The organism is Pantoea sp. S62, from assembly GCF_016658625.1.
GTDB lineage: Bacteria > Pseudomonadota > Gammaproteobacteria > Enterobacterales > Enterobacteriaceae > Pantoea > Pantoea vagans.
Genome location: NZ_JACVVI010000001.1, coordinates 505,503 through 525,030 on the forward strand (window position 1 = coordinate 505,503; position 19,528 = coordinate 525,030).

At 50.9% G+C, this 19,528-nt stretch carries 19 protein-coding genes; 10 read left to right on the plus strand and 9 right to left on the minus strand.

The window, feature by feature from the left end:
• Window positions 1–490: 490 nt before the first annotated feature.
• Window positions 491–2,131 (minus strand): methyl-accepting chemotaxis protein, encoded by a 1,641-nt coding sequence (locus IBT54_RS02380; protein ID WP_201251485.1) that lies wholly within the window; start codon window positions 2,129–2,131, stop codon window positions 491–493.
• A 705-nt stretch (window positions 2,132–2,836) separates the two neighbouring features.
• Between IBT54_RS02380 and IBT54_RS25410 the strand changes: the two genes are divergently transcribed.
• Window positions 2,837–4,003, plus strand: coding sequence for a PAS domain-containing protein (locus IBT54_RS25410; protein ID WP_201251486.1), 1,167 nt, complete (start codon window positions 2,837–2,839; stop codon window positions 4,001–4,003).
• 178 nt (window positions 4,004–4,181) lie between these two features.
• Here the strand turns inward: IBT54_RS25410 and IBT54_RS02390 are convergent, their stop codons facing one another.
• Entirely contained in the window at window positions 4,182–4,739 is a 558-nt protein-coding gene (locus IBT54_RS02390; RefSeq protein ID WP_201251487.1) for a GNAT family N-acetyltransferase, read from the minus strand.
• Window positions 4,740–4,973: 234 nt separating this feature from the next.
• On the opposite strand from IBT54_RS02390, the gene IBT54_RS25340 reads away from it, so the two are divergent.
• Window positions 4,974–5,105 (plus strand): hypothetical protein, encoded by a 132-nt coding sequence (locus tag IBT54_RS25340; protein ID WP_255540179.1) that lies wholly within the window; start codon window positions 4,974–4,976, stop codon window positions 5,103–5,105.
• 375 nt (window positions 5,106–5,480) lie between these two features.
• Here IBT54_RS25340 and IBT54_RS02395 read toward each other — a convergent pair whose 3' ends face one another.
• Window positions 5,481–6,155 (minus strand): GntR family transcriptional regulator, encoded by a 675-nt coding sequence (locus IBT54_RS02395; RefSeq protein WP_147788956.1) that lies wholly within the window; start codon window positions 6,153–6,155, stop codon window positions 5,481–5,483.
• A 114-nt stretch (window positions 6,156–6,269) separates the two neighbouring features.
• On the opposite strand from IBT54_RS02395, the gene IBT54_RS02400 reads away from it, so the two are divergent.
• The 5 genes from IBT54_RS02400 (at window position 6,270) to IBT54_RS02420 (ending at window position 11,976) form a co-directional block, all read left to right on the plus strand.
• The gene (locus IBT54_RS02400; protein ID WP_033784943.1) at window positions 6,270–6,950 is read left to right on the plus strand and encodes a DUF2848 domain-containing protein; all 681 of its coding nucleotides are present in this window, start codon (window positions 6,270–6,272) and stop codon (window positions 6,948–6,950) included.
• Between the two features lie 11 nt (window positions 6,951–6,961).
• A complete protein-coding gene (locus IBT54_RS02405) occupies window positions 6,962–8,293 on the plus strand; it encodes an amidase (protein ID WP_201251488.1) in 1,332 nt (443 codons plus the stop codon).
• Window positions 8,293–8,928, plus strand: a complete 636-nt coding sequence (locus tag IBT54_RS02410) for a DUF4286 family protein (RefSeq protein WP_201251489.1) — start codon at window positions 8,293–8,295, stop codon at window positions 8,926–8,928. Before IBT54_RS02405 ends, IBT54_RS02410 begins: the two co-directional genes overlap by 1 nt.
• Complete coding sequence (locus IBT54_RS02415; RefSeq protein WP_201251490.1) at window positions 8,921–10,231, plus strand: MFS transporter; 1,311 nt, start codon at window positions 8,921–8,923, stop codon at window positions 10,229–10,231. Before IBT54_RS02410 ends, IBT54_RS02415 begins: the two co-directional genes overlap by 8 nt.
• Window positions 10,232–10,905: 674 nt before the next feature.
• Window positions 10,906–11,976, plus strand: coding sequence for a serine hydrolase (locus IBT54_RS02420; protein ID WP_201251491.1), 1,071 nt, complete (start codon window positions 10,906–10,908; stop codon window positions 11,974–11,976).
• 189 nt (window positions 11,977–12,165) lie between these two features.
• Here IBT54_RS02420 and IBT54_RS02425 read toward each other — a convergent pair whose 3' ends face one another.
• From IBT54_RS02425 to IBT54_RS02445, 5 genes are all read right to left on the minus strand, one after another.
• Window positions 12,166–13,185, minus strand: a complete 1,020-nt coding sequence (locus tag IBT54_RS02425; protein WP_201251492.1) for an NADP-dependent oxidoreductase — start codon at window positions 13,183–13,185, stop codon at window positions 12,166–12,168.
• A 14-nt stretch (window positions 13,186–13,199) separates the two neighbouring features.
• Window positions 13,200–13,592 carry a hypothetical protein gene (locus IBT54_RS02430; protein WP_201251493.1) on the minus strand — a complete coding sequence of 131 codons (393 nt, stop codon included), beginning with the start codon at window positions 13,590–13,592 and terminating at the stop codon, window positions 13,200–13,202.
• A 3-nt stretch (window positions 13,593–13,595) separates the two neighbouring features.
• On the minus strand, window positions 13,596–14,414 hold the full coding sequence (locus tag IBT54_RS02435; RefSeq protein ID WP_201251494.1) for an oxidoreductase: 819 nt from the start codon (window positions 14,412–14,414) through the stop codon (window positions 13,596–13,598).
• A 130-nt stretch (window positions 14,415–14,544) separates the two neighbouring features.
• Window positions 14,545–15,327 carry an SDR family oxidoreductase gene (locus IBT54_RS02440; RefSeq protein ID WP_201251495.1) on the minus strand — a complete coding sequence of 261 codons (783 nt, stop codon included), beginning with the start codon at window positions 15,325–15,327 and terminating at the stop codon, window positions 14,545–14,547.
• Between the two features lie 72 nt (window positions 15,328–15,399).
• Entirely contained in the window at window positions 15,400–16,485 is a 1,086-nt protein-coding gene (locus IBT54_RS02445; RefSeq protein WP_201251496.1) for an alkene reductase, read from the minus strand.
• A gap of 133 nt (window positions 16,486–16,618) precedes the next feature.
• On the opposite strand from IBT54_RS02445, the gene IBT54_RS02450 reads away from it, so the two are divergent.
• Window positions 16,619–17,167, plus strand: coding sequence for a TetR/AcrR family transcriptional regulator (locus IBT54_RS02450; RefSeq protein ID WP_201251497.1), 549 nt, complete (start codon window positions 16,619–16,621; stop codon window positions 17,165–17,167).
• A 311-nt stretch (window positions 17,168–17,478) separates the two neighbouring features.
• Complete coding sequence (locus IBT54_RS02455) at window positions 17,479–17,790, plus strand: cupin (RefSeq protein WP_095708028.1); 312 nt, start codon at window positions 17,479–17,481, stop codon at window positions 17,788–17,790.
• 137 nt (window positions 17,791–17,927) lie between these two features.
• Here IBT54_RS02455 and gstA read toward each other — a convergent pair whose 3' ends face one another.
• Window positions 17,928–18,533, minus strand: coding sequence for a glutathione transferase GstA (gene gstA / locus IBT54_RS02460; RefSeq protein ID WP_147788946.1), 606 nt, complete (start codon window positions 18,531–18,533; stop codon window positions 17,928–17,930).
• A 110-nt stretch (window positions 18,534–18,643) separates the two neighbouring features.
• Between gstA and IBT54_RS02465 the strand changes: the two genes are divergently transcribed.
• Entirely contained in the window at window positions 18,644–19,528 is an 885-nt protein-coding gene (locus IBT54_RS02465; RefSeq protein ID WP_201251498.1) for a LysR family transcriptional regulator, read from the plus strand.

A 19,528-nucleotide genomic window follows, 5' to 3' on the forward strand; every position in this document is an offset into this window, starting at 1 on the left:
GGGAAGTCTGCAATACATTTTTTCTTCCTTATTTGCCCACGCATTTTCCATAGAGTTAAGAACCATCACGCTAAAAATGCTCAACGTGAAAACTTATTTACTCTGCTGTTCATCCGTTAGCTCCAGGCGCACCATTTCCGCCATTTGTGTTATCGATATTTGTGTTGTCGCCATTTAAACGTTCTGTTTAAACAGCCTGTCCGGCACGCTTCGGATCGCAGGAATAATGTCCATCATTTTTATTGGACGTTAGCGTTTCCATCACCTGACATGACGTCACTGAGGTACAGCTCTTCGATTTTAATGAAACGTTATCCTGTAGCGGGCAGGGAGACGATAAGTTCTCTCCCACAACCAACATTAGTGAGCTCTTCATTCACTTCCGGCGTACTGATCTTTTAAAGATAGTTGTATTAGCGCAGGTCCACGGTACGACAGAAATGTTACGGATAGAGGAGGGCGGCTGCGCCCTGCAGGACGCAGCCGGATATCAGAAGGTAGTCCAGTTTCCGTCTGCCTCAGCAGGCGTTTCTTTCTTAACTGTGGCGGGTACAGATACGATTGCTTGCCGGGTGACTGGGGGAGGTGAGACCGCCGCAAGCGTGAACACCGACACCGACTGCAGCAGCAGGGATGCCTGTTCGCGCAGGCTCTGCGAGGCTGACGTCGATTCCTCGACCAGTGAGGCGTTCTGCTGCGTCACACCATCCATCTCCGTTACGGCGATGCCAACCTGCTCAATACCGCGGGCCTGTTCGGCACTTGCAGCGGTAATTTCCTCAACGGTGTCACTTAACTGGCCGACCGATGACACGATATCTGCCATCGTGGTCACAGATCGGTTCGCCAGGATGCTGCCTGCACTTACGCTTGCCGAGTTTGCCTCAATCAGCTGACGGATTTCACCGGCCGCCGTGGCGCTGCGGCTGGCCAGCGTGCGTACCTCACCGGCGACGACGGCAAAACCTCGTCCCTGTTCGCCTGCGCGTGCTGCCTCTACTGCCGCATTAAGTGCCAGTATGTTGGTCTGGAAGGCAATGCTGTCAATCACCGATGTAATGTCCGCAATCCGGCCGGAGCTTTCGCCGATAGATTTCATGGTGCCGGAGATGTCGGCAGTGACCTCGTTGCCCTGACGGGCGACTTCCCTCACGTTGACGGCAAGCTGTGCCGCCTGGCGGGCATTGTCGGCGTTATTTCTGACTGTCACGCTGAGCTCGCTCATGGTAGCAGCCGTCTGCTCCAGCGCGCTGGCCTGCTCCTCGGTGCGCTGCGACAGGTCCGAGTTCCCCTGCGCAATCTGCAGGCTGGCTGCGGCAACGCTCTCGGCGTTCCGGCGTACTGTGCTGACCGTCTGCGCCAGCGAGTCCTGCATCTCAGCCACTGCGGTGAGCAGCATGCCGGTTTCATCCCGTCCGCTGACAGGTACAGCCTGGCTCAGGTCGCCGCGTGCGATGCGTTGTGCGGCAGCAAGCGTTATGTTCAACGGGCGGGTAATGCTGCGGGTGATGAGCCAGGCTGCGGCCGCAGCTAGCAGAACAGCGGCAGCACTCAGCGAAGTCAGCAGAATAGTGGCCGTATTTCGCTCATCTTCAGCAGCACTGCGCGCCGTTTGCATCTGTTCTACCTGAAAAGAGACCAGGTCTGCAATAGTTTTCAGATAGTCAACCTGGGTCTGGTAGCGCGGACCAAGAAGAAGTTGCGCGGCCTCGTCCCGCTTACCCGCCATTCCCAGCGCGACAACATCATCAGAAAAGGCCAGATACTGAGTGCCGGTGCTCCTGATTGATGCAATCAACTCCCGGCTTTTGGGCGCCTTCAGCATGGCGTCGACCTGATCAACCGTCGCAGTGATTTTATCATGTACCCTGTCATAATCTTTTTTAAAGACTGCCTTCCGGTCAGGAGCATCTGCCAGAACAACGTTACGGACCAGCCGGCTAAGGTCAGTTGAATAGTAACGCAGATTAGTTGCAGCTGAGGCCTTCTGATAACGGCTGCCGGCAAGCGTATCCGCCGTTTCTCCCAGAGACTGAATGCGGCTAAATCCGGTAAATGCAACGATGACCAGAAGAAGAAGGATGAAGGCAAACGCAGCACCAAGCCGCGTGCCTATTCTGATGTTGTTCATAATGTTCCTGACTGAAATAACGTTTGTTTAATAAAGCGTTACATGGGCAAAACGCTTCTCTCTTATTTTTGTAAGGTCGTTCAGAGGCTGTTGTGGGCTATTGCTGTATGCGGCTTGCGCAAAAAGTCGGACTACAGGGAATGCATATCGATGCACTTACCTGTTCATACTTTGTTGATTTCGTAAAGATTAAAACGGGTATTGCCCGGCAGGGCTGGTGACAGAAATAAAAAAAACGACACATAGCAATCAAGCCGGGAACCGCTTCTTAGAGGACAAACGCTGTCAGTGACAGAGGCAATCATACCGACAGGCATAGCTTTTATCGGTTCGCTTATCGAAAACTTTATTGCTGGTGAAAGACTACGCCTGAGCGAGCGTATGCATTTCCGTTGGTAAAGGGTGAGTGCTTCTGCCGGAATCTTTATCTCCGTGAAACATAACCCTATTGATGTTCGCTTTAATCGAGAAGCGGACATTTTTATCAGGGCTGGATGCTCCCGGAGTGTTGTAACCGGTATTACTTCATAACGTCGAACAATCCAGCCACACACCAAGGGACTAAAGTCAGGTGCTTTTCTCAATTATCTGCAGACAGATTCGCCAGGCTAAACAGTAGAAAAATTAACTATTTACTTTACTTATGCTGTTTGTGATCCGGCCGATAACATCAGTGTCATTATTTTTTACTCACAGGGAGCAATTATGTTAGGCAAATTATTTGGAAAGCCTGCGTCCGTTCAGGAGGCCAGGCTGCCGGTATTACCTGAAGTGCCAGCTGAAGAGCTCCGGCCAGATAGTACGTTACCCGCCTCTATGGACAGTTTTCTGGCTCTGATGCCAGAGCTGTTGTGGATGTGTGAGGGTAAAGAAATTACCGACAGCACCAAATTATGGATTTCATCGGCTGCACCATTGGGTTTGCCACGTGGGAGTGGCGATCTCTCCACTCTGTCGGCGCTCTGTTCGCTTGTTCATGATGAAGATAAAAATCATTTCAGACAGCTTTTACGAAATGCTCAGCCTGGTCCTTCTCCGGGTACAAAACATGAATGCCGTTTTATGACGGCAGGCGGCAGCTATGAATGGTTTCAGGTAGCGGTAAAACGTGAACGCAGCGCCGATGGTACCAGCCAGAGACTGGCGGGGACGCTGCTGAATATCAGCAATGATAAGACGCATGAAAGTGAATATGACATTGTGATGACACGCTTCAACCTCTCGCGTGAAATGCTGAATGACGGACTCTGGGACCTCCAGATTATCAATGGTGATGCTCTGCACCCGAATAACGTTTTTTGGTGGTCTCCACAGTTCAGAAAATTGCTGGGATTTGAGACGGTTGAAGAATTCCCTGATGTCATTGATAGCTGGGCTTCGCGTCTTCATCCCGACGACAGTCAGCATACGCTGGATGCCTTCATTAAACACCTTAACGACCATTCAGGTGCAACAGGTTATGACGTTGAATACCGTGTCAGACTCAAAAATGGTAATTACCGTTGGTTCCGTGCTCGCGGTCAGACCCGACGCGACAAGGACGGTATACCTCTGCGGGCGGTCGGTGCACTGATTGATATACAGACGTTAAAGGATCAGGAGGTACAGAATAATAGCGAACGTCAGCGAAGAGATGACGCAGCGGCTTCTGTCAGAGAAATTGCTGATTTAGTCTCTGAAAATGCCAACATCGCTGCCCAGATTAAACTCATCTCACTGAACGCAAGCATTGAGGCCGCAAGAGCGGGCGTTCAGGGACGGGGCTTTTCTGTCATTGCCAGTGAAATTCGCGAACTGGCAGACAGAACCGCTGAGATAACAGAAAACATAAGCCGCCTGCAGGTCCGTCTTGATGCTTCTTCGCGCCTTTAAAGAGCATTGTGCAGCATGGGGTTCAAAAGCACATTTCCAGGTTTACGCCTGTGAAGTGTGCTCTATAGTTAAAAGAAAATCGAATTATTAGCGTGGGCAGATCGAATCAATCATTCCGCTGCTTATTCTGTCCGCTTCTGTAACTAAGTGGATGCTGAAACTTCAGGCCACGGTATAATCAGCTGCTGTATTTATAAATAAAGGTATCGTCAATCACGCCCATGCTATCCAGTCTATCAGAAGCTAATATGGCTTCAGGTTTGAACCCACACTTTAATGCAACAGACTGACTGCGCACGTTACGTCGGGCAGTGCGAATTTCGATTCTTATAGCGTTAAAAAATTCCGAGGCTATTTTTGTAGCCAGCTTGCATGCTTCGGGCATTATGCCTTTTCCCATCGCATCCGTGGCAAGCCAGTACCCGATCTCGAAATAAGGAATAGCACGATTTCTTATGAATAAGCTTATACAACCTAATAGCTCATCTGACGTACAATCAATAATCAAAAACTTATATTCTGCTCTGTCATTCAGGAAGTTTTCTGCTGCTTCCAACATATTCTCCCTGACTGAAGAAAACGAATGAAAGCCAGGAGACCAGAGTAGAAACTCATGATGAAACGAACTGAATTCATTTAGTTTACGTTGCATTTCTTCTGAACGACTCAGGTCTGGCGCAGTCAGATAAAAACGGTCGTGTTGCAATAAATAAGCAGGAATTTCATCAATATGCATCTTCACCCTTCCATTTATACAACCTATTGATTTACTTAGCACACGCCGGAATAAATTGCATCCGATTTATACAGAACAGGCTAGTGAAAGAATGGATTACTCAATGACAAGCAGGAGCCGTGTACTGCTAAAAGTATTATCGAAAGATTTTAATCCAATGGGCGGGTAACGGGGTCCGCTTCTGGCACAGAGCGAGCGGGCCCCCATTTCAACGCGACTGCGCCAGGCAAGATAGTGAACCGGCGACACCCTCCCTACTGGCATATCATGCTCATGAGCGCCACCGATGATGCCCTGAAGACTGTATTAGCCGATAACCATCATCAGCGCGCCGCACTCGGCAACCCGGTCATGGATAAACCTTAATCGAATCAGGCATACGACCGCTTTTTAGCCAGGCGTCAGGGTGCAGCTGTAGCGTATTCGACCCCTATCCAACAGGACAATGACCGGCCCCTGTGGAGCGTATCAGTCGCCAGGGGAAACTCGTGGCGGATGTATTGGCCGGCATAGGCCTGACGGTAGTCGCCAGCACGCCTGAGCAGACGTCGACGGTTTAATTATGGCCCGGGCGATCCCACATCATCACAACGATTGATGATCTGGGCGTTTGCACCAAAGCCATTACACTGACGCGGGTAAAATGGTGCGACTTAGTAGCGGATAAGCAGGAACCAGTTCAGCACCTGATTGATCAGGCGCTGTCAGAAGGCAGACTTGTGACGGCACGCGGTCTGGCCTTTAAGCGGAAAGTAAGGCGCGCTTAAATGAGAATATATGCGCACGTGCGGCTTCGGCTGCGCGTTGCGTATCGCCTGATTCCAGCGCCGCAATGATTTCATTATGCTCAGCGATCACTTCATCCATATGCGCCACGTTGGAAAGTGTGGTGGCCCAGAAACGCTGCGCTTGTGCATGAATCACGCTAAGGATATCAGCAAGATGACGATTACCGGCAATCTCAGCCAATACCTGATGAAACTCGCGATCCAGCAGCATCATCTGTTCGCGGCTGCGTAACTGGCTCGCCTTATCAATTTGCTGATTAAGATGACGCAGGCGCTGAAGCTGCGTATCCGTCACCTTCTGGCTGCCAAGCTCAATACAGAGCGTTTCATTTACCAGCCGTACTTCAATCAACTCCAGCGCGTCATCAATCGATAATGGCGCCACCATTACTCCTTTACGCGGGATAATTTGCAGTAAACCCTCGGTTGCGAGGCGATGAACCGCCTGATTAACCGGTGTACGGCCTATCGCCAGATCGTCCATTACCTGAGCGGTGTTAAGGTATTCGCCAGGCTTGTAACGCAGCGTAATGAGCTTGTGCCTGAAAGCCAGATAGGCTTGTTCATTAAGAGAAAGGCTTTTATCTGCGCTGCCTGGGTTCACATTTTCCGCCACTGATTCACTCATCACCACGTTCCTTTTTTTACCTATGAGACATCTTACACAAAAATCTGGCATGAAAATCGCTAGTTTAAAATTACTGTGAAATTTCACTGTGATTTCAATCCGGAGGTTTTCCTTATGCAGTTGCGATTCTCTACGGGCGACAAAGCCGCTACCACACTGAACGTTGACGTTACGCATTTTATTATTGCTGGCTGGGCCGGCCGCGACAGGGAAGCCGTGTTGCACCATATCCGTGAATTAGAAGCCCTCGGCGTGCCCGCTCCCGGTGCAGTACCACTTTTTTACCGGGTTGCGGTTAATCAACTCAGCCAGCAATCACAGCTTGAAGTGGTAGGTGAGCAAACCTCCGGCGAAGCCGAACCATTCGTCTTCTCGCATCGCGGCGAATTGTGGGTTTCCCTCACGTCTGATCATACCGACCGCCATCTGGAAACCTTCAGCGTTGCGCTCTCTAAGCAGGCGTGTATCAAGCCGGTCGCCAGCGTCGCGTGGCGCATGAACGACGTTACCGAACACTGGGATGTGCTTGAACTCAGCTCATGGATCAAAGAGCAGGGTAAATGGGTCATTTATCAGCAGGGCACGCTGGCATCACTGCTGACACCACAGGACTTGCTCGCGCGCTATTTTAATGGCGGTGTCGCGGAAGAGGGCGTTGCTATGTCCTGCGGCACGCTGGGCGCAATTGGCGGCATCCGGCCATCCAGCGAATTCCGCATGGCGCTGCACGATCCGGTGCTTAATCGCACGCTGGAACACGCCTACACCACCGGCGCGCTGCCGGTGGTGGCATAAGGAGACTGCCGATGACCACACTCTGGCAAGCCAGTCAGCAGTTGCAGAGCGGTGATGCTTTGCCCGAAGCATTTACTGAATCCGCGTTGCAGGCCGCACAAAATCCTGAACAACAGGGCTCATTAGTGTTCACGCAACGCTATGCAGCTTCGGGCAGCGCGGCAAATGCTCGCTGGCAGGCGAAGCAGGCGTTAAGTGCCATTGATGGACTGCCTGTCAGCATTAAAGATCTGTTCGATGTCCAGGGAGAGGTGACCACGGCCGGTTCACGCTTACTGGCCGATGCGCCAGTGGCAGTTGCTAATGCCAGCGTCGTCGATAAGTTGCTGCTGGCGGGCGCCGCAATCGTCGGTAAAACCACTATGACGGAGTTCGCTTTTTCGGGCTTAGGCATCAATCCACATTACGGCACGCCAGTCAATCCGTGGCAGCGCGAGCAGCAGCGTATTCCCGGCGGATCATCCTCTGGCGCGGCCGTTGCGGTTGCTGAGGGCATGTGCCTTGGTGCCGTTGGCACCGATACCGGCGGTTCGGTACGAATCCCTGCTGCACTCTGTGGCCTGACTGGCTTCAAACCCACGGCAGAGCGCATCAACCAGAGAGGAACGTTACCGCTTTCGACCTCACTCGACAGCATCGGCGTGATCGCGGACGACGTGCGCAGCTGCTGGTTGCTGGATAGCATCATTGCCGATCGGCCGCTGGATTTACAGTTGCTGGATCTGCGTAACGCGCGCTTTGCCGTGCCGCAAACGCGCGTGCTGGATGGTCTGGATCAGCATGTGGCGCAGGCCTGGCAGCATGCCATCACACGTCTTAAGCAGGCGGGTGCGACAGTTATCGACATCACGTTGCCTGAGCTGGATGAGCTTAACGCTATGAATGCGCGTGGCGGCATCACGGCTTATGAAGCCTGGCAATGGCATAAAAAAACCGTGCAGGCACAACCTGAAGCTTACGATCCCCAGGTGCTGGCGCGCATCCAGCGCGGCAGCCATCTTACCGGACAGGATGCAGCTGAACTTTACCAGCAGCGTGCTGCCTGGCAACAACGCATCAACGCAGCGCTGAGTGATTTTGATGCGTTACTGATGCCAACTGTTCCGCTTGTCGCGCCCACTATCGCGTCACTCAATGATGCGCAGCGCTATATGGAGATTAACGCGATGATGCTGCGCAATCCCAGCATTATCAACATGCTGGACGGCTGTGCTCTCTCTTTGCCCTGCCACCGACCGGGTTCTGCTCCGGTTGGCCTGAGCCTTGCTTCGATTCATGGTGATGACGCCAGCCTGATCAGCTGGTCGCTTGCTGTGGAAACTGCCCTTAACCGGAGATCCTGATGATGACTAAACCCCACGGCATGCTGTATGTCGCCACCAACATTGGCGCTGAAGATGAGGCTGACTTTAACCAGTGGTATGACCATGAACACGTAGAGGAGCGGGTAGCCATTACGGGATTTTTGAGCGGTACACGCTATCAGGCAATAAACGCTGAGCGTAAATATCTCGGTTTATATGAAACCGATTCGCTGGAAGCCTTTACCAGCGCCGATTATCACGCCGCATTCACGCACCAGACGGCATGGTCGGTAGAGAATCTGCAAAAAATGGTGAATCCCATGCGCCGGGTGAGCGCAGTAGTGCACAAGCATGGCAAAGGCACGGGCAATCAGTTAGCTGTGTTGACGCTGCAAGCGATCAATGACAGCGCGCTAAGCGCCTTGCAGCAGCAAATAAGCCAGACGCCGGGCTACATCTCATCCAGCGTGCTGATGCCAGACAGCGTCCTGAGTTCGCCATTACCGAAAGAAAGCCAGGATCATCGGAAAATGCAGCCGATGCTGCTGATTCATTGCAGCGATGCACTGTGCTGCGATCGCCTGGCTGCTGCCGCGGCACAGGCATTTGCGGGAGATATACAGCGTTATGCCCTCAACTGGCAGTTAACAAAACAGGAGCTGACCCATGGCTGATACCGATTCTCTGCACCATGCGGCAGGCGCAGTGCGTACCAAATCGAAGACCGGGCGTCTGGCTGCTGCCAGTTCGATTGGCACCGCGCTCGAGTGGTACGACTTTACCGTTTACAACATCATGGCCGCGCTGGTGTTTAACCATGTCTTTTTCCCCAGCTTCGATCCGCTGGTCGGTACCATTCTGGCGTTTTCAACCTATGCGGTAGGCTATATTTCACGTCCGCTAGGAGGCTTCGTGTTCGGCCACCTTGGCGATGTCGCAGGGCGCAAAGCGGTGTTGATCATCACGCTGGTGATTATGGGCGTAACCACGGCGTTAATGGGCTTGCTGCCGGGCTATGCGGTCTGGGGCATCTGGAGCCCGATTCTGTTAGTCGCACTGCGGTTTGTGCAGGGCATCGCGCTGGGCGGCGAATGGGCAGGGGCCGTGTTGTTATCGATGGAGCATGGCGACGCGAACAAACGCGGGCGTAATGCCTCATTTGCGCAGGTTGGGCCATCCTGCGGCACGCTGATCGGTACTGGCTTTATTACGTTGGTTACGGTAATGATGAGCGCCGATCAGTTTCAGGCGTGGGGCTGGCGCATTCCTTTCCTGCTAAGCCTGGTATTGGTAATTTTTGGCCTGTGGCTGCGTCGCGGTGTGGAAGAGACGCCAACCTTTGTCGCAATGCAGGAACAAGAGAAAACCACGCACACGCCGTTAAAAGAGGTTTTCGTAAACTATCCGAAACAGCTATTCATTGCCGGTGGATCGCGTATCGGCTCCGATGTGCTTTACGCGCTGGTGGTCGTTTTTACGCTGACCTATGTCACCACCGTACTGCAATTACCGCGTCCACTGGCGTTAATGGCTACGATGCTAGGCGCAATAGTTAACGCGATCACGGTGCCGATGTTTGGCGCGCTTTCAGATAAGTGGGGGCGACGCCCGGTTTACATTACCGGTGCGCTGCTGGCGGTTGTCTGGTCTTTTCTGTTCTTTGTGTTGCTCGATAGCTCGCATCCGGTGCTGATCGTGCTGGCGGTGATTGGCGGTTTGCTGATCCACGCGATGATGTACGGACCGCAGGCAGCGTTTGTCACTGAGCAGTTCCCTGGTCATGTGCGTTACGCGGGTTCATCCCTGGCATACACCCTGGCGGGAATTGTCGGCGGTGGTTTTGCGCCCCTGATCATCACCACGTTATTTAAAGAGACGGGCAGTACGCTGTGGGTTTCTTTGTACGTCAGTTTCGCGCTGGCGATTACGCTATTCGCTTTGTGGAAAGCCAAAGAGACTGCTCATCGTCAGGATTAAGGTTGTCATGGCGAAGGATTGCCATTATCTGTTCAGCCCAGCAAAGGTATCTCTATCTTCGAAAGGGAAACTGGAATTTCGCCTTTATTTTCATGCCTGAATTCAAGAGCGCATAAATATACCTTACGTTAAAACATGATTTTCATGTGTTTAATCACTTAATTATATGAACGACTGGTGGCTGCTTAGAAGTCTGCCGCTGGCACAGAGCGTACGGATGTCAGGCTATCAAATCACGGGACATCTGATTTCCTGAAAGGGAAAAGCACCTCGCTGAGATGACAGAACAACGCTGATGAGCTCACTCAATTTACAAAAGCAAACCACTTGCCCGAAGCATGCAATTCTTAACTTTTCTGAATACTGTCTATGCTTTCTCCCGCGCTGTTTTTTTAGCGTTGTCAATTACCCTACGTAAATAAACACCATGCGTCGTTTCTTCAGGAAGGCATCCCAAACATGCTCTTTTGAATGTCGGCTTCTGGCACAAAGCGGACATACGTGCTGCAAGGTCCGCTGTGAGTGAGAAGCGGACATTTGTTTTATACTGATAACATCAAGTGATTGTAATATGTTACGATAATAATCGGGTGTAAATATGTATAATTAGTTATTTTGAATATTGATTCACAGTTGGCATTTTTACTTATCGGTTAATAAAAGGATTTTATAATATGAATTTACAGCTAAATGAGAAGCTGGGTGTTTTGTTAAATGAAGTTTGTGATGATGAACCGGGTGTCGTTCTCATGGCCAGATTTGATGACGGCAATGAGTATTATCTGGGGCGCGGTAAGGCTGATGTAGAAAAAGGTATTGATGTTAGTAAAAAAACGGTGTTTAACATCGCCTCACTTTCAAAGCAATTCACTGCTTTTTGTATTCACTTATTAGAAAGCGAAGGTCGAATTTCTTTAAATGATACTATAAAAAAATTCATACCGGAACTTCCTGACTATGCCAGCCTTATAAAAATCGACAATCTAATTCACCATACAAGTGGATTAAAAGATTATATCGACATAGCGGAAGAAAGAGGTATTTCACTATCTGGAAGCTTGTCTCCAACAGAAAGTTTGAAAGACGTCTGCGATTGCAGTAAGCCAGATTTTATCGCAGGGCATAAATTCGCTTACTCCAATACGAACTATTTCCTCCTTTCAATTATAATTGAAAGAGTTACAGGCAGAAAAATATCACAATTTGCGCGTGATATGATTTTCACACCCCTCAATATGAATGATACGTTTTATAACGAATCGTATCCTATCGAAATAGAAACAGCTAAAGGATATAGTCCTTCTGAGTTGACAGGATGTTATGAACATAATGAAAGCTTATGGACACAAACTGGCGATGGGGCTGTTTACTCTACACCAGAAGATTTGATGAAATGGGGTGGGAATTTCTCAAGTGTTAAATCAGGAAATAGCAAGATAATAGACATGATTTCTGATCCTCTCGATGAACTAATAGCTGATGTTAATTCTAGGGTTGCGAGTTATCAGGCTTATGGATCAGGTTTATTTGTTCAGCATGATTTTAAAGAAAAAAGCCTGTTGCACTCAGGAAGCTGGATAGGCTACGCTTCATTTTTCGTCAGACATGTTAATTCAAAGTTAACAGTAGTTGTGCTTTCAAATAGAGATGATTTTAACGCTGGAAAAGCCGCTTATCATGCATCAGAATTGCTACTCAATATAGACCTGAATGACTATGATTCTCAAAGTGACTTTGGATATTAATTAATTTTTTCTGAACACCATCATAACGTCCGCTTCTGGCACCAAGCGGGCTGATACGTAGGTCAATGTCCGCTATGAGCGAAAAGCGGCCATGCCGCATCTCTTCCATGAGGCAGTGGATTTAGTTCCTGAGGCAACAGACTTGAGCGGTTATCTCTTATCGTGGGCAGACGCAAACCGTCATTGTTGTCACTCTTGTAACATAACAACAACTTTGCCCTTCGCATGTCCCCGGGCAAGATAGTCAAGAGCATCCTTTGTCGCTGCAAAGGGAAAAACCTTATCGATCACAGGGATGATGTGTTCCGCTTCTGTGAGTTTGCTTATTTGAGTTAATTGAGCGCCGTCAGGTCGAACGAAGAAAAATGAATAGGTCAGGCTTCGTTTTTTCGTAAGACTTATAATCTTACGACTCATCAGCCAGAACACAAAACGCAGTAAAAAGTTCAATCCCCGGGCCTGTGCGAACGCGGCATCTAACGGCCCGATGAGAGAAATGATCTTTCCGCCTGGTTTAAGAGTTTGAGTGGACTTTTCAATTGCATTCCCTCTCACAGTGCCCAGAACAATATCGTAGTCACTCAGTACATTTTCAAATTCCTGATTTTTATAGTCGACTACTTCATCTGCGCCAAGACGATTTACCCACTCGACGTTTACTGAACTTGTTGTTGTTCCTACCTTCGCACCAAAGTGCCTGGCCAGTTGGATCGCAAAGCTCCCAATTCCTCCGGACCCTGCCGGGATGAAAACCTTCTGTCCAGGCTGCAGATTCGCTCGCTCTGTGAACGCCTGCCAGGATGTGAGGCTCACCATCGGAAGTGAAGCTGCCTGCACAAAATCCAGATTTGCCGGTTTAAGAGCAGCCAGACTTTCAGGAACCACAACAAATTCGGCCAGAGAGCCCATTCCCGTATCGAAAATACTGGCAAAAATTGCGTTACCCGGGATAAAACGGGTCACACGAGCCCCCACTGCAACGACGACACCGGCCAAATCACTTCCCAGCGTCGCAGGGAGTTTAAAATGCAATACCGGCTTAAACATTCCGGTTGGGATCATGTTGTCAATGGGGTTAAGGCCAACAGCGTGTACCTTCACCAGGATTTCATCAGCACCGGGGGAAGGAAAATCCACGTTATCGAATCCCTGATCAGGGGATTTACCATAACGTTTAAACGTAAAGGCTTTCATCGTCCTGCTTTTCATTTGGTCTTTACCCTTTAATATTTGCCAGTAACATTTTTCACAGGGGGCTTGTTGCTGAGTAAAAAAGCGGTACCAAGGAACAGCTCGATTAATACGGCAAAAAGGATCTGCCCGCTAACGTGCCCTTCACGCCATTCAGCGATGCCCAGCACGGCTGAAATAAACGCTGTTGTGCTGATACCCGCGGCCAGAGCATAACGGACCGGGGAAGGCTCGGCATTTCTGGCTAAGAAACACATCACGCTTATTCCTGCAAAAAATGCGGCCGAGCGGCGACAAATAACGTCAGTACCTGGCGTGGGCTCAATGCCCCATTGCGTTAAAAGCTGTTCCGGGAAAAACATCCATGCCGTGGCCAGGATGAAAAACAAAATCGCAGTCAGAACAGCCAGTTGAGAAAATTTCATTTTTTAACCTTTCGCATCCAGCTGAAGATTTTTACGCACGACCTTATCCAGGAATGAGGCAGGCGCGACCCTGAGGAGAAAATTCAATTTACCGGCCAGCGTTACCGCCGTGTATCGCACTTTTGGATGTAAAGCCTGAGCGGCTTTAACCACAACTTCACCTACTATCTCAGGGCTTTCCGCTTCGGTCATGGCCTTGCTAAGCACTTTCGCCAACTTAGCCCGGATCATGTCATACTCTTCAAGCTTGGCATCCGGCTCTATCGTATTGGCTTCAAACTGCGTTTTCATGTAAGCAGGTTCGATGACAGAAACCCGAATACCCTGCGTGCGTAATTCATGATCCAGTGCCCCCGTATACCCCTCGACCGCATACTTACTGGCAGCATAAAGTGCCACATACGGAAACGGAACGACCCCAAGTATCGAGCCGATGTTAATAATGCGCCCGCTGCCCTGGCGGCGCATGTGAGGGATCACCGCCCGAGTCAACCTGACGATGCCTAAAAAGTTGGTGTCGAACATAAGTCTTGCCTGTTCGACAGAACTTTCTTCCGCAGCGGCTGGTGCGATCCCAAAGCCTGCATTATTAACCAGAAGATCGATTCGTCCCTCCAGACGAAGTAACTTCTCAATGGCGGCCCTGACAGAAGCGCCGTCTGTTACATCAAGCGTCAGCAAGGGAAACGGATGCGTTCCTTCCATGGAGCCACGCCGACTCGTGCCATATACCGTATATCCCGCTGCTAAAAGTTTAATAACCGACGCTTCGCCGATGCCTGAGGACGCACCGGTAACCAGTGCTACACGTTTTTTTGCCATACTGAATAAGGCCTCACGATGTGTTTGGGAATGCTCATCGCTGATGAGACGTCACGCTGTAATGCGTGGGGATAGGGTTTGTTCTCAGCAGAACAGCCCAAAGGGCGTTCTGCTGAGCGTACCTGATTGACTAAAGTGCTTTATATCGTTCAGCAACTTCATCTTGTTTGATGTCAGAAAGCAGAGTCTGACGCGAGGTATCGAGAGTGTCCCAGCGTTCAGCCATCTGTAGTGGTGGGATTGTGACAAGCTCACGGCGATCAAAGCCAACCAGTGCGGCATCCACTAACTCGCCAACTTTCATGAATTGTGCCGCGTTACTGATATCGATACCCGCACGGTCCCAAATTTCCGTGTAAGTGCCGGCAGGGAGCACAGCTTGAATATATATGCCTTTAGATGACAGCTCTACATTCATTCCCTGAGACAGGAAAAGAACAAAGGCTTTGGTTGCGCCGTACACTGTCATGGCAAATTCCGGGGCCAGGCCTACTACCGAACCAATGTTGACGATTGACCCTTCACCCGCCTGCACAAACCGCGGCGTCACGGCACTGGCAAGCCTTGTCAGGGCAGTGACGTTGAGTGCGATGAGACTTTCTATGGATTCAGGCGTTTGCTCTGCAAAACTATCTGACTGCGCGATACCCGCGTTATTGATAAGAATGCCAATCTGTGTGTCTTCACGCAGGCGAGCTTCAACCAGCGCTAGATCACTCGTTTTCGTGAGGTCGGCAGGCAGAACGTCGACAGAAATGTCATTTTCCTGTTGCAGACGCTCGGCCAGTATCTCTAACTTCGCTTTGTCACGTGCAACCAGAACAAGGTCGTGACCCCGGCGGGCAAACCGTTCTGCGTAGCCAGCACCAATACCCGTGGAGGCACCTGTAATGAGAACTGAAACTTTAGTCATGTCGATCTTCTTTTATGATGTGTGAACAGAATTCGCACTGCGCGATATAAGTAGAACCGTGACACCACAGATCTACTTGCTGCTCTCGGCAAGCGACGGATAATCGGTGTAGCCTTGGGCACCACCGCCATAGAGTGTTTCAGGATTGATTGGGACCAGAGGTGCGCCCGTCTTCAGCCTTTCGACCAGATCTGGATTGGAGATGAACGGGCGACCGAACGCGAACAGTTCGGCTTTGCCTTGCGCAAGTTGAGTGGACGCCAGCGCCAGGTCATAGCCATTGTTGCCGATCCAGGTGTTTTTAAAGCGCTGGCGTAGTGCGTCGTAATCGAACGGTGATACATCTCGCGGGCCGCCCGTAGCACCTTCAACCACATGGAGGTACACAATACCTAATGCATTGAGTTGTTCAGCGAGGTAGTCATATTGTGGCTGCGGATCACTGCACGAAATCGCATTAGCTGGTGAAACTGGTGAAATGCGTACGCCAGTGCGTTCTGCGCCAATCTCATCCTTTACTGCCGCCGTGACTTCCAGCAGCAAGCGCGCACGATTTTCGACAGAGCCGCCGTATTCATCATTACGCTGGTTTGCGCCATCTTTCAGGAATTGTTCCAGCAGATAACCATTTGCACCGTGGATCTCAACGCCGTCAAAGCCGGCGGCAATGGCATTGGCGGCAGCTTTTCTGAAATCGTCGATAATCCCCGGTATTTCCTGCAGCTCAAGCGCACGTGGTTCAGAGACGTCCGTAAAACCATTGTTCACAAAGGTCTTGGTCATGGCACGGATAGCGGACGGGGCGACCGGCGCAGCGCCGCCCGGTTGTAAATCGACATGCGAAACTCGTCCTACGTGCCATAACTGTACAAATATGCGCCCACCTTTTGCATGCACCGCATCCGTTACTTTGCGCCAGCCATCAATTTGAGCCTGTGTATAGATACCCGGCGTATCCTGATAGCCCTGCGCCTGGGCGGAGATCTGCGTGGCTTCAGTAATCAACAAGCCTGCTGTGGCGCGCTGGGCATAGTAGGTCGCCGCCAGTTCGCTGGGTACCAGACCGGCTCCGGCCCGGTTACGCGTCAGCGGTGCCATCACGATATGATTGGCAAGTGTTATTGGGCCGAGATCATAAGGTTGAAACAATATCGTCATGATTATTCTCTAGCTAAGTGGTAGGTAAAAGGTCAAATTAATGATGATGATCATAATCTATAAAGTCAAATTTTTTGATTATGATCATCATCAATGTATACTTAGCCCCTATTTTTGAGAGGTGTAGCAAAGCATGAAAGTGTCAAAAGAGCAGGTTCGGGAAAACCGGACACGCATTGTTGAAACGGCTTCAGAACTTTTTCGTGAACGCGGTTTTGACGGCGTAGGCGTTGCAGAACTGATGTCAGCGGCAGGGTTAACCCACGGCGGTTTCTACAAACACTTTGGCTCTAAGGCTGACCTGATGGCGGAGTCAATGAACTGCGGTTTCACGCGTTCAGCAGAAAGCACGGCAGGTGTGGACCGGGAAAGATTTATTGAATACTACCTCTCCCGACCGCATCGCGATGATAGGGGAAAAGGCTGCGTGATGTCGGCATTGGGTGCCGATACAGCCCGGCAGTCTGAATCAATCAGGGAGACGTTTGCCGCCGGAATTGAACGTCAGTTGGCAGTTTTAGAAAATGAATATGAAACGCGCACAGACCTGATAGATACCATAGCGCATCTTGTCGGTGCCCTGGTACTATCCCGAGCCTGCCCGGATAATTCCGCTCTTGCTGACGAAATTCTGGACGTGTGCCGCATGCGTCTCCTCCGTCAGGATGCCTGTGAGGATTGAACTGCCAACGTCTGCTTCTGGCACGAAGCGGACGTCGGCTCCGTCTTAGGTCTGGGATCTTCCGTAAGAGAGCCTTAGCCACACACAGAGATCATCTGGCAGTCATCTGATAAAGAAAAAGGTTCAGACTTCGAAACACCCTGATTTAAACCGCACCCGATTTCCCGCCCTCGTTCTCTGATCCCACCTCCCAGCTTTGCCATCAAACGGACAACCCAGGGACAAATCAGGACAAAATATGGCAAGCGTGTAGAACCCATCAACGCTCTCTGCTATTCATGACGTTAAATCACGTTTGTGAGAGAGAAAAGATGAACTTTTATCGCAGTAAAGCATTTACCGGCTCTAAAGCCTGGGATGCTCAACACATTGCCAGCTTCGACAATATCAGCGTGAAACTTCACTGGACCGATCAGCCCTATAAATGGCACATCAATGACGGACAGGAGGTTTTTGCTGTCATGGATGGTTGTGTTGAGATGCAATACAAAGAAAACGGTGAGATCAAAAGCAGGACACTCAACACAGGTGATATTTTCTATGCCAGCGAAGGGACAGAACATATTGCGCGTCCGCAAGGTGTCGCCCGCGTGCTGGTCATTGAAAAAGAGGGTTCCGTTTGATTAAGGTCTGCTCCGTTAGCCGGCAAAGCCGGATGTCAGTGTCCGCTTTGTCTATCAGGCGCCCTGTAGGCAAGATGTAAGCATCTGAGCAGATCAGACCTGCTATGTATCCCATTATGGCGAAAACGATGCCGGATTTATTGTAACGTCTCTGCCAGTAAGGCTGCCTGAACAGCAGGGCGCGTATTGATCGCTGCCCTGTAAGCCACCAGCGCAGACCAGCGATCGAGTTCAATATTGAAGTACTTGCACCAGCCCAGTACGGTAAAAAGGTAAGTATCGGCAACGCTGAATGACTCCCCCATCAGATACGTTTTATCCGTCAGCACCTCCTGCAAATAGTCGAATCGTTTAAAGAGCTTCTCACGAAAGATTGCCAGAACAGCGTCTGGAAGTGTCGTATTGAACAAGAGCGCGGACCCCGCGTGGATTTCGCTGCTGATGAAGTTAAGCCACTCCTGCAGCCGAACCCGCTCCCAGCTTCCTGCTGGTGGTGCCAGCCCGCTTTGTGGCATCAGATCGGCAAGATACTGCACAATCGCAGGCCCTTCAGTCAGTATCTGACCATCATCCAGCTCCAGCGCAGCGACATAGCCTTTAGGATTAATGAGGCGAAAATCGCGACCGTCAGCGGTGAGTTTGCTCCTGTTATTGACTCTGATCAGTTCAAACTCCAGTGCCAGCTCGCGCAGCACGATGTGAGGTGAAAGCGAGCAGGTAGACGGGGCGTAGTAAAGTTTCATCGGTTCTCCGTTAAGAATGAGTGCTGTTCCCCGACATACTATGTTTAACCTGAATGCTGCTGTAAAATTAATGATTCATAAGTCAACTATTAGCCGAGCTACTGATAAAGATGATGAATCTTGTGCACTGGCGCCTGATGGTGGCCGTGGCCGACGTCCGAAACATCTCACGTGCCGCTGAAGCGACAGGCATGACCCAGTCCGCTGCCAGCCAGGCGATTGCCCAGCTGGAGTCGTCACTCGGGTTCCCGGTGTTTGTGCGTGAGCGTCGGCACATCAGTGTCACCGCGCTGGGTGAACAGGTGATTGAACATGCGCGAACAATGCTGGTGCAGCTCAATGCGATCCGTGAGCTTGCTGATGAGAGTCGGGGGTTACAGGGCGGGCGTATCAGGCTTGCCAGCTTTCCCTCTGTGACCTCCACACTTCTGCCTGGCCTGTTGCGGAACGTCAGGCGTCTCTATCCGGGCATCGAGGTTGTGGTGCTTGAAGGAACAGACGAGGAAGTTGAGGAGTGGCTCGCAGCAGACACCGTTGAGCTGGGAGTGGTGATGAATCCCGCGCCCGGACGTGCAGATGTGATATTAGGCCGGGACGCATGGGTCGCGGTGATGCCAGTCAGCTACCCGCAGTCTGGCGCGAACGGGATAACATTGCAGGAACTGGCAGACCAGCCCTTTGTGCTGGCAACAGGCGGGTGCGTGGTGAATGGCAAAAGCCTGATCGAACAGGCGGGGCTCCAGCTCTCCGACGTGCGCATAAAAGTTCGCGACTGGATCAGCGCCTGCATGCTGGTACGTGAGAACATGGGTGTTGCGCTGGTTCCCGAATCAGCCCTGCCGGCAGAAAGGCGCGGCCTGTCTGTCGTGCCGATAACCCCTGCGATACACCGCGAGTTCGGACTGGTTTGTTCGCTCTCCGGAAAGGCTTCTGATGTGACGCAGGCACTGCTGAAAGGTATGCGCAAAAGGCCGGGTAAGGAAGGGGCTTCGTGA

Bases quoted from the DNA above. Each gene is read 5' to 3' on its own strand.
- IBT54_RS02380 (WP_201251485.1), bottom strand. From the start codon at position 2,131: ATGAACAACATCAGAATAGGCACGCGGCTTGGTGCTGCGTTTGCCTTC.
- IBT54_RS25410 (WP_201251486.1), top strand. From the start codon at position 2,837: ATGTTAGGCAAATTATTTGGAAAGCCTGCGTCCGTTCAGGAGGCCAGG.
- IBT54_RS02390 (WP_201251487.1), bottom strand. From the start codon at position 4,739: ATGCATATTGATGAAATTCCTGCTTATTTATTGCAACACGACCGTTTT.
- IBT54_RS02395 (WP_147788956.1), bottom strand. From the start codon at position 6,155: ATGAGTGAATCAGTGGCGGAAAATGTGAACCCAGGCAGCGCAGATAAA.
- IBT54_RS02400 (WP_033784943.1), top strand. From the start codon at position 6,270: ATGCAGTTGCGATTCTCTACGGGCGACAAAGCCGCTACCACACTGAAC.
- IBT54_RS02405 (WP_201251488.1), top strand. From the start codon at position 6,962: ATGACCACACTCTGGCAAGCCAGTCAGCAGTTGCAGAGCGGTGATGCT.
- IBT54_RS02410 (WP_201251489.1), top strand. From the start codon at position 8,293: ATGATGACTAAACCCCACGGCATGCTGTATGTCGCCACCAACATTGGC.
- IBT54_RS02415 (WP_201251490.1), top strand. From the start codon at position 8,921: ATGGCTGATACCGATTCTCTGCACCATGCGGCAGGCGCAGTGCGTACC.
- IBT54_RS02420 (WP_201251491.1), top strand. From the start codon at position 10,906: ATGAATTTACAGCTAAATGAGAAGCTGGGTGTTTTGTTAAATGAAGTT.
- IBT54_RS02425 (WP_201251492.1), bottom strand. From the start codon at position 13,185: ATGAAAAGCAGGACGATGAAAGCCTTTACGTTTAAACGTTATGGTAAA.
- IBT54_RS02430 (WP_201251493.1), bottom strand. From the start codon at position 13,592: ATGAAATTTTCTCAACTGGCTGTTCTGACTGCGATTTTGTTTTTCATC.
- IBT54_RS02435 (WP_201251494.1), bottom strand. From the start codon at position 14,414: ATGGCAAAAAAACGTGTAGCACTGGTTACCGGTGCGTCCTCAGGCATC.
- IBT54_RS02440 (WP_201251495.1), bottom strand. From the start codon at position 15,327: ATGACTAAAGTTTCAGTTCTCATTACAGGTGCCTCCACGGGTATTGGT.
- IBT54_RS02445 (WP_201251496.1), bottom strand. From the start codon at position 16,485: ATGACGATATTGTTTCAACCTTATGATCTCGGCCCAATAACACTTGCC.
- IBT54_RS02450 (WP_201251497.1), top strand. From the start codon at position 16,619: ATGAAAGTGTCAAAAGAGCAGGTTCGGGAAAACCGGACACGCATTGTT.
- IBT54_RS02455 (WP_095708028.1), top strand. From the start codon at position 17,479: ATGAACTTTTATCGCAGTAAAGCATTTACCGGCTCTAAAGCCTGGGAT.
- gstA (WP_147788946.1), bottom strand. From the start codon at position 18,533: ATGAAACTTTACTACGCCCCGTCTACCTGCTCGCTTTCACCTCACATC.
- IBT54_RS02465 (WP_201251498.1), top strand. From the start codon at position 18,644: ATGATGAATCTTGTGCACTGGCGCCTGATGGTGGCCGTGGCCGACGTC.